7 protein-coding genes are annotated in these 8,494 nt (G+C 75.3%); 6 read left to right on the forward strand and 1 reads right to left on the reverse strand.

Translation table 11 applies throughout. The features are described 5' to 3' along the window. Positions 1 to 78 precede the first annotated feature (78 nt). The 5 genes from Apa02nite_RS22220 to Apa02nite_RS22240 are packed head-to-tail and all read left to right on the forward strand — an operon-like array spanning position 79 to position 5,234. Positions 79 to 1,392, forward strand: a complete 1,314-nt coding sequence (locus Apa02nite_RS22220) for an efflux RND transporter periplasmic adaptor subunit (protein ID WP_203826712.1) — start codon at positions 79 to 81, stop codon at positions 1,390 to 1,392. After that, the gene (locus Apa02nite_RS22225) at positions 1,389 to 2,060 is read left to right on the forward strand and encodes an ABC transporter ATP-binding protein (protein ID WP_203826705.1); all 672 of its coding nucleotides are present in this window, start codon (positions 1,389 to 1,391) and stop codon (positions 2,058 to 2,060) included. The genes Apa02nite_RS22220 and Apa02nite_RS22225 overlap by 4 nt, the downstream gene beginning before the upstream one ends. Continuing rightward, positions 2,057 to 3,241, forward strand: coding sequence for an ABC transporter permease (locus tag Apa02nite_RS22230; RefSeq protein ID WP_067688110.1), 1,185 nt, complete (start codon positions 2,057 to 2,059; stop codon positions 3,239 to 3,241). The genes Apa02nite_RS22225 and Apa02nite_RS22230 overlap by 4 nt, the downstream gene beginning before the upstream one ends. A gap of 7 nt (positions 3,242 to 3,248) precedes the next feature. After that, positions 3,249 to 4,121 (forward strand): EamA family transporter, encoded by an 873-nt coding sequence (locus Apa02nite_RS22235; protein ID WP_203826706.1) that lies wholly within the window; start codon positions 3,249 to 3,251, stop codon positions 4,119 to 4,121. A gap of 57 nt (positions 4,122 to 4,178) precedes the next feature. Next, complete coding sequence (locus Apa02nite_RS22240) at positions 4,179 to 5,234, forward strand: GGDEF domain-containing protein (RefSeq protein ID WP_203826707.1); 1,056 nt, start codon at positions 4,179 to 4,181, stop codon at positions 5,232 to 5,234. On the opposite strand, the gene Apa02nite_RS22245 is transcribed toward Apa02nite_RS22240, so the two are convergent. Further along, on the reverse strand, positions 5,221 to 6,432 hold the full coding sequence (locus Apa02nite_RS22245) for a tetratricopeptide repeat protein (RefSeq protein WP_203826708.1): 1,212 nt from the start codon (positions 6,430 to 6,432) through the stop codon (positions 5,221 to 5,223). The two genes, Apa02nite_RS22240 and Apa02nite_RS22245, sit on opposite strands and share 14 nt — an antisense overlap. 543 nt (positions 6,433 to 6,975) lie before the next feature. Between Apa02nite_RS22245 and Apa02nite_RS22250 the strand changes: the two genes are divergently transcribed. Then, positions 6,976 to 7,701, forward strand: coding sequence for a hypothetical protein (locus Apa02nite_RS22250; RefSeq protein ID WP_203826709.1), 726 nt, complete (start codon positions 6,976 to 6,978; stop codon positions 7,699 to 7,701). The last annotated feature ends 793 nt before the right edge of the window (positions 7,702 to 8,494 follow it).

Here is an 8,494-nt window from a genome sequence, read left to right on the forward strand (position 1 = left end):
GCCAGCAACGGGCCGTCCCTCTCGGGGCGGCCCGTTCGCGTTTCCCGACATAGAGTGGCCTCTGTGTCCAGAACCGCGATGCTCGCCGCAGGATCCGTGGTACTGCTCCTGCTGACCGCCGCCTCCTGCGGTGACGACGACACGGGTGTCCGCGTGGGCAGCGCCGCCGTCGGCACCGTGGACGAGATCGTCGAGGCGCCCGGGTCGGTCACCGCCCGGACCGCCGCCACCCTGACCGCGCCCGCCGCCGGCACCGTCACCGACCTGCTCGCCCAGCCCGGCGACCGGGTGAAGAAGGGCGCCATCCTGGCCGTGATCCGCTCACCCGAGCTGGAGCGCCGCCGCGCCGCCGCCAAACGGGCCCTGGAGCAGTCGCCGTCCGGGTCCGCGCCGTCCGCCGGCACCGCCGGGTTCACCCAGGTCCGGCTGCGCACCGACAAGCAGGCCGAGAAGGCGTTCGAGGAGGCCCGCGCGGCCGCCGACAAGATCACCGATCCGACTCTGCGCGCCGCGTTGCTGCAGCAGGTCGCGTCGGCGCGCGATCAGTACGCGGCGTCGTCGGAGGCGGCCGGGGCCGCGCTGCGTGCGGTGCAACGCGGCGTCTCCTCGCTCGGGGAGGCGGTCGGCTCACTGTCCGCGGCGCAACGGCTTCAGGCCCAGCAGGCGTACGACCTGGCCGACGCCGCCGTCGACGCCCTGACCCTGCGCGCCCCGGTCTCCGGGGTGGTGCAGCTGGGCGGCCCGGCCCAGGCCCCGGCCACCGACCTGTCCTCGCTGCTGGCAGGTGGTGGCGCCGGCACCGGCACCGGGGTCACCGCGACGAGCTCCGACGGGGTGGACTCGGCGGTCGCCGAGGGCTCCTACGTGACCGCCGGGACCCCGATGCTGACCGTCGTCGACATGAGCCGGCTCGGCCTGGCCGCCTCGGTCGACGAGACCGACGTGCTGCTGGTGCGGGCCGGGGTGGCCGCGGACGTGGAGCTGGACGCGGCGACCGGCGCCACGTACACCGCGACGGTCCGCTCGGTCGACCTGCTGCCCACCACCTCGGCCCGTGGCGGCGTCTCCTACCGGGTGCGCCTGGACCTGGGCAAGGGCACGTACTCCGACGGGAGCGGCGCCGCACCGGCCCCGCGGCCCGGGATGAGCGCGGTGATCCGGCTGAAGGTCCGCCAGGTCCAGCAGGCCGTGACCGTGCCCGCCTCCGCCGTGGTGAGCACGGACGGGCGGGACACCGTCTGGTCCGTCCGGGACGGGCACTACCAGCCCGTCCCGGTCCGCCTCGGCGTGCAGGGCGAGGACACCGTCCAGGTGGTGTCCGGGGTGACCGCCGGCGAGCGGATCGTCGTCTCCGGCGCCGACCGGGTGAAGTCCGGCGACGAGGCCCCGTGACACCGGCCGTCGTCGCCACCGAGGTCACCCGCACCTACCAGCTCGACGGTTTCACCGTGCCGGCGCTGCGCGGCGTCTCGCTGACCGTCGAGCCCGGCGACTACCTGGCCATCGTCGGCACCTCCGGCTCCGGCAAGTCGACGCTGATGCACCTGCTCGGCGGGCTGGACCGGCCGACCAGCGGCACCCTGCTGATCGGCGGCCGGGACGTCGGCGCGCTCACCCCGAACGAGCTCGCCGACCTGCGCAACAGCACGATCGGCTTCGTCTTCCAGTCGTTCCACCTGCTCGCCCGCACCACCGCACAGGACAACGTGGGCCTGCCGCTGGTCTACCGCGGCATCGGCCGCCGGGAGCGCCGGGCCCGGGCCGCCACCATGCTGGAACGGGTCGGGCTCGCCCACCGGATCGCCCACCGGCCCAACCAGCTCTCCGGCGGCGAGCAGCAGCGGGTGGCGATCGCCCGCGCCCTGGTCACCGGCCCGTCGCTGCTGCTGGCCGACGAGCCGACCGGCAACCTGGACTCGGCCACCGGGCAGTCCATCCTCACGCTGCTGGAGTCGCTGAACGCCGAGGGGGTCGCGGTCGTGCTGGTCACCCACGACCGGGAGGTGGCCGCGCGGGCGGACCGGCAGATCCTGATGAAGGACGGGTTGATAGTTCCGTGAGAGTCGCGGAGGCCTGGCGGGTCGCGCTCGACGCGCTGCGGGCGAACCGGCTGCGCAGCCTGCTCACCATGCTCGGCGTGGTGATCGGGGTGGCCGCCGTGGTCGCGCTGGTCGCCATCGGGACCGGCACCAAACAGCTGATCGAACGCCAGGTGGAGGGGCTCGGCTCGAACCTGCTGATCGTCGTACCCGGAAAACTCACCGCCGGCGCCGCGCCGACCAGCTCACCGATGACCCTCGAGGACGCCGACGCGGTCAGCCGGGTGGTCGGCGACCGCTCCCGGGTGGCCGTGACGATCGCGTCCGGCGAGACCGTCCGGGCCGGATCGCGGTCCGCGTTCGCCAGCATGCAGGGCGTCCTGGAGACCACCCCGTCGGTCTTCGTCCGCACACTAGCCCGCGGCGCCTACCTGACCCGGGCCGACGTCAGCACCGGCCGCCGGGTGGCGGTGCTCGGCGCCGGCGTCGCCCGCACGCTCTTCGGCGACCGGGACCCGATCGGCCGGCAGATGACCATCGGCGGGGTGCGGTTCCGGGTGATCGGCGTCTTCGAGCAGCTCGGGCAGAGCCTCGGCGTGGACCGCGACGGCGAGGTGCACGTGCCGGTGACCGCCGCGCAACGGCTGCTCGGCACCGACCGGATCGACGGCCTCGCCATCCGCGCACCGGACCGTGACCGGATCGACCAGCTCGGCGCCGACGTGGTCGCCACCCTGACCGACCGGCACCCGGACACCGACTTCAGCGCGGTCACCCAGGAACAGATCCTCGGCGTGCTCGGCGACATCCTCGGTGTGCTGACCGGGGTGCTGGCCGCGATCGCCGGGATCAGCCTGCTCGTCGGCGGCGTCGGCGTCTCCAACATCATGCTGGTCTCGGTCCGGGAACGCACCAAGGAGATCGGCCTGCGCAAGGCGGTCGGCGCCCGGCCCCGCGACATCGGGACCCAGTTCCTGCTCGAGGCGGTGCTGCTGACCACCACCGGGGGAGTGCTCGGCATGCTGCTCGGCGCGGCGACGGCCCTGATCGTCGACGGGCTCAGCCCGGTCCCGGCCGCGCTCACCTGGTGGTCGATGGCCCTGGCGTTCGGGGTGTCCGCGGCGGTCGGCATCATCTTCGGTGTGGTCCCCGCCCAGCGGGCCGGGAAACTCGACCCGGTGGTGGCCCTGCGAACGGAGTGAGACACAGGTGAAGCGGGTTCCGGCACCGATCCTCGTCCTGGCCGCGATCGCCTCGGTCCAGTTCGGCAGCGCGATCGCCCGGACCCTCTTCGACGACCTCGGCGCGGCCGGGGTCACGTTCCTGCGGCTCGCCGTCGCCGCCCTGATCATCGGAGCGTTCACCCGGCCCCGCGTGCGGGACTGGTCGTTCGCGGCCTGGCGCGCCGCCGCGCTGCTCGGCCTGTTCATGGCCGGGATGAACCTGGTGTTCTACCTGGCCATCCGGACCGTCCCGCTGGGCACCGCGGTCACCGTCGAGTTCGTCGGCCCGCTGCTGCTCGCCCTGGTGCAGACCCGGCGGCTGGCCGACCTGGGCTGGGCGCTGCTGGCCGGCGCCGGCGTGGCGCTGCTCGGCCTGCACTCCGGCGGCGCGGCGCCCCTCGGGGGTCTGGCCCTCGCGTTGATCGCCGGGCTGTGCTGGGCCGGGTACATCGTGTTCAGCGCCCGGGTCGGCGCGTTGATCCCGGGCACCGGCGGGCTGGCCGTCTCGCTCGCGGTCGGCGCGCTGCTGGTCGCGCCGTTCGGCCTGTCCGGGGCGGGTGCCGTGCTCGACCACCCGCACCTGCTGCTCGGCGCCACCGCGGTCGCGCTGCTCTCCTCGGTCATCTCGTACGGTCTGGAACTCACCGCCCTGCGCCGCATCCCGACCCGGGTCTTCGGCATCCTGATGAGCCTGGAACCGGCCGCCGCCGCGCTGGCCGGCCTGCTCGTGCTCGGCCAGCGGCTCGGCCCGGTCGAGGTGGCCGCGCTGCTGCTGGTCACCGGCGCCAGCGTCGGCGTCACGCTGGGCCGCCGCTCGTCCGATCGTTCCGCCGCACAGCCGGCGGCAGCCCCGATCTGAACGCTCAGGTCCCGTCCCGCCGCGCCGAATGTTGATGCGGACACGAGGGAGACGACGGTGCGGCAACGGGTTCGCGACATGCACGGGGCAACCCGGGCCGTCGCCTATCTGATGCTGGTCGGGGGCCCCTACAACCTGGTCACCGGTGTCCTGATGAAGCTCGGCCAGCCGCTCGCCGAGCTGATCGCGCTCGGCGTCACCTCACTCGGCCTGGTGATCATGGGGGTCATCTGCTGGTGGCGCCCGAAAGCCCTGCCGCGCCAGTTCTGGTCGGCGGTCTCCTTCCTGGCCGCCGCCGTGGTGACCGGCCTGAACCTGGCCACCGAGGACGCCACCACCGGCGCGCAGCTGTTCTACCTGTGGCCGCTGCTCTACGCCGCGTCGTTCCTCAGCCGCCGCAACACCATCGTCACGGTGCTGGCCATCTCCGCCGGGAACGCCCTGGTCACGTTCAAATACCTGGACGTCACCCGGGCAGTGAACGACTGGGCCGCGATGACCGTCGCGATGGCGATGACCGCCTGGGTGGTGCTCAACCTCAACCACCGCAACGACAAGCTCCGCACCGTCCTGCAGGAGCAGGCCACCTCGGACGCGCTGACCGGCGTCGCCAACCGGCGGGCCTTCGACCAGGCGCTGCAGCCGGCGGTCCGCTCGGCGGCGAACGGCGACGACCCGGCCAGCCTCGTGGTGGTCGACGTGGACCACTTCAAACAGATCAACGACACCTGGGGTCACGCCGCCGGCGACCGGGCGTTGCGCGCGGTCGCCGACGCGCTGCGGTCCGCCGCGGCCGGCACCGATCATCTGGTGGCCAGGCTGGGCGGCGACGAGTTCGCGGTGCTGCTGCGGTCCGGGCCGAAAGACGCTTTCCGGTACGCCGAGCGGGCCCGGTCCGCGCTCGCCGCGACCGAGGGCCTGCCCGGCGGCCCGCCGAAGCTCAGCATCGGGATCGGCACCACCCCGCACCACGCGACCTGCGCCGAGGAGTTGCAGCGGGTCGCCGACGCGGCCCTCTACCAGGCCAAGGACGGTGGCCGGGGCCGGACCGCGGTCGCCGGCACCCCGCCGCCGCAGACGGTTGAGCAGGTGCCGGTGCCTACCGCTTCCTGACGATCGGCTGCTCGTCGGTCGGCTCGTCGAACGCGTCCGGTTCGGCCGGCTGCGGTTTCGCCGCCTTGACCTTCTCCTTCGGCTCCTCCGCGCTCCGCCCGCCGAGCGGCGCCAGGATCTCCTCGGGCCGCCGCGGGTAGGGGCCCCACCCGTCGCGCAGCACGTGGATGTAGACCGCCTCGAGGCAGACCCCGATCCGTTCCACCAGATCACTGTCGTCCGAGGCGCCGAGCCGGATCGCCCGGGCGAAGTGGTCGAGGGCTTCCATCAGCCGTCCCTGGTCGAACGAGCTGCGCCCGGCGTTCTCGTGCACCACGCTGCGCACCGCCGCGGACACGTCCGAGTCGACCGCCCGCTGGAACAGCCGGTCGGCCTCCATCCAGTCCCCGCGCAGCCGCAACACGTGCGCCAGCTCGGCCTGCGCGATCACCATCGACTGCTCGTCCTGCGCGGACTCGGCGTGCGCCAGCGCCAGCCGGCTCGCCGCGGCCGCCATGCCCAGCTCACCGAGCAGGCGATAGACCTCGGCGCGGACGCTCAGCAACCCCGCCTTGACGACGTTGTCGGCCTCGTCGGCGAGCGGCCCGTCCAGGCGTTCGCCCAGCTCACGCAGCGCCTCCCGGTCGTCGACGACCTCACGGAGGGTGCCACCGTCCAGCCGCCACCGGATCGCGTCCAGCTCGGCCGCCGACAGCGGCAGATGCCCCCCGAGATCATGTGCGCTGGGCGCGAGGTCCGCGGTCCGCTCCCGCGCCGCTTCCTTTTCTTCGGTACGCCCATAGCCGCCGGATCCGGCCCCCGCCGCGTCCGGCCCCGACTCCGTGCCGCTCGCCGCTCCGCCGTCCGCGGACGTCCCACCATCCGTGCCCTCGGCACCGACGCTGTCCGTCCCCGACCCGGCCGCGCCGGCCTGGTCCGGCCCGGTGGCCTTGCCCGGCCCCGCTGCCTCGCCCGGACCGCCGGTCTCGCCGGTGCCAACAGCCTCGCTCAGCCCGGCTGTGTCGCCCGCGTCGCCCTCGGCCGCCACCGTGCCCGCGTCGGTGTCCACCTTGGCCGGCCCGCTCTCGGCGGCGGCCTTGTTGACGAACCAGCCGCTGCCGAACGCCTTGTCCGTGTACCGCCGCGGCTCGGTGTCCGGCCCGGACACCGCGAGTCGAGCGATCGGCTTCAGGTTGTGCCAGGTCCCGTCCGGATCCATGTAAGGCGCCGGCTCCCCGTCACCCGTGGAGCCACCACCCGGCGACTGCGGCGCGACCCCGCCTGCCGGTGTCTGCTGCGTGCTCCCACCGGCGGGCGACTGCGGCGCGGTCCTGTGGCCCGGCGATTGCGGCGCGGTCCCACTGGCCGGGGACTGCGGCGCGATCCCGTGGCCCGGCGATTGCGGCGCGATCCCACTGGCCGGGGACTGCGGTGCGAGTCCGTTGGCCGGGGACTGGGGCGCGACTCCTCCGGCGGGGGACTGCGGTGCCGGTCCGCCGGCCGGTGCGTGCGGTGCGTGGCCGCTGCCCGGCGCCTGCGGGGCGAACCCGCCGGTCGCCGGCCGCTGCGTGGCACCTTCCACGGTGGGCCGCTGCGCGGGAATCGCGATGCTGCCCGCGCCGACGCCACTGACCGGCGCGGACGCGATACCGTCCTGCGACCGGCCGCCACCGGCCGCAGGAGCATGAGCGTCCGGCGGGGTGGCCGCGCCCGGCCGAGGAGCCGGCAACCACGCCTGCCCGGGCGCGGGCGAAACCGGCCGATGTCCGGCCCGAGGCCCCCACCCGTCATCATCCGGGTCCGTCACCTGTGGCAACTCGCCGGTCGGCAGGTCACCCTCCGGGAACCCGGCCTGCGGCACCTGGCCGCGATCGCCACCCGGCCGTTCACCGGCCACCGCAGATCCGGCCCCACCGGCGTGCCCCGCCGCGTGCTGCCCGACCCGCGGCGCCCAGCCACCGTCACCCAGCGGCCGCTCAGCCGGGAACCCGTCCTGCGCCGGGGCCCCCGCTTGCGCCGGGTATCCGGCCTGAGCTCCGTGCCCGCCCTGGGCCTGGTGCCCGGCCTGGGCCTGGTGCCCGGCCTGGGTTCCGTGCCCGGCCTGGGTTCCGTGCCCGGCCTGGGCCTGGTATTCGGCCTGCGGTGCGTGGGCGTGCTGCGCGGCGTGCGGTGCGTGACCGGGCTGCGCCTGCGGACCGGCCGGGGTGCCTCCCGGAGCCTGCCCCGCGCCGACCGGCCGAGCGCTGTCCACCGCCGGTTGCTGCGTTCCGGGACGCGCGACGGGCGGAACCGGCATGTTCCGCGGCATGGCCCCGCCGTCGAACTCGCCGTGCTGCCCCGGTGCGTACTGCGCCGGCGACGACACCGGACGTGCGGCACCGGGCGCCTGCCCGTGCCCGGGCCGGCCCGCGGCCCACGGACCCGCGGCCGTCTCCGGCCGCACCGGCTGCTCGGGCCGCGCCGGCTGCTGCGGCGCCCACTGCCCTGACGGGGAGACCGGCCGGGCTTCGGCGGCAGCCTGCGGCCCGGTCGGCATCTGCGGTGCTGCGCCGGTCGGCATCTGCGGTGCTGCGCCGGGCCGGTCCTGTGCCCACTGCGGTGTGGGCGAGACCTGCGGCACCCCGGACTCGTGCCGGTGCGCGGAAACCGCCTGCTCCGGCCGCTGCTGAGCAGCGGGGGAGACTGGCCGAACCTCGAGCCCCGCCCCACCGTGAACCGGAACGCCCGCCTGACCAGGACCCTGCTGAAGGGGTGCCCACTGAGCGGCCGGAGAGACCGGCCGCGCGTTCGGAACGTCCCCTGACACCGGTGCCGGCGCGACGGGCTGACCCGGCGCCCACCGCGGTGTGGCCGGCTCCGGCTGCCCACCCTGAGCGGACGGCATACCCGGCTGGGCGGCGTTCGGCCCACCGGCTCGCTGACCCGAGCCAGGAGCCACCGGTCCGGCCGGCGGCGCGATCGGCTGGCCCTGCTGCGCTGCGCCCGGTCCGGCCTGCGGCGCGACCGGCTGACCCTGCTGCGCTGCGCCCCGATCGGAAGGCCGGTTCGGCCCGACCGGCGGCGCCATCGGGCGTCCCCGGTCGAACGCCTCCAAACTGGAAGGCCGCCCCGCCCCAGTGGGCGGCACACCCGGCTGACCCGGGACGAGTCCGGCCGGCCGCGCGACCGGCTGACCGGCGCGCGGCGAAGCCGGGCCCTGCGGCATGGCCGGGCCCTGCGGCATGGCCGGGCCCTGCGGCATGGCCGGGCCCTGCGGCATGGCCGGGCCCTGCGGCATGGCC

Origin of the sequence: Actinoplanes palleronii (genome assembly GCF_016862315.1) — a bacterium.
GTDB lineage: Bacteria > Actinomycetota > Actinomycetes > Mycobacteriales > Micromonosporaceae > Actinoplanes > Actinoplanes palleronii.

Excerpts from the sequence above, each read along its gene's own strand:
- Apa02nite_RS22220 (WP_203826712.1), top strand. The coding sequence starts at position 79 with ATGCTCGCCGCAGGATCCGTGGTACTGCTCCTGCTGACCGCCGCCTCC.
- Apa02nite_RS22245 (WP_203826708.1), bottom strand. The coding sequence starts at position 6,432 with ATGGATCCGGACGGGACCTGGCACAACCTGAAGCCGATCGCTCGACTC.
- Apa02nite_RS22250 (WP_203826709.1), top strand. The coding sequence starts at position 6,976 with ATGTCCGGCCCGAGGCCCCCACCCGTCATCATCCGGGTCCGTCACCTG.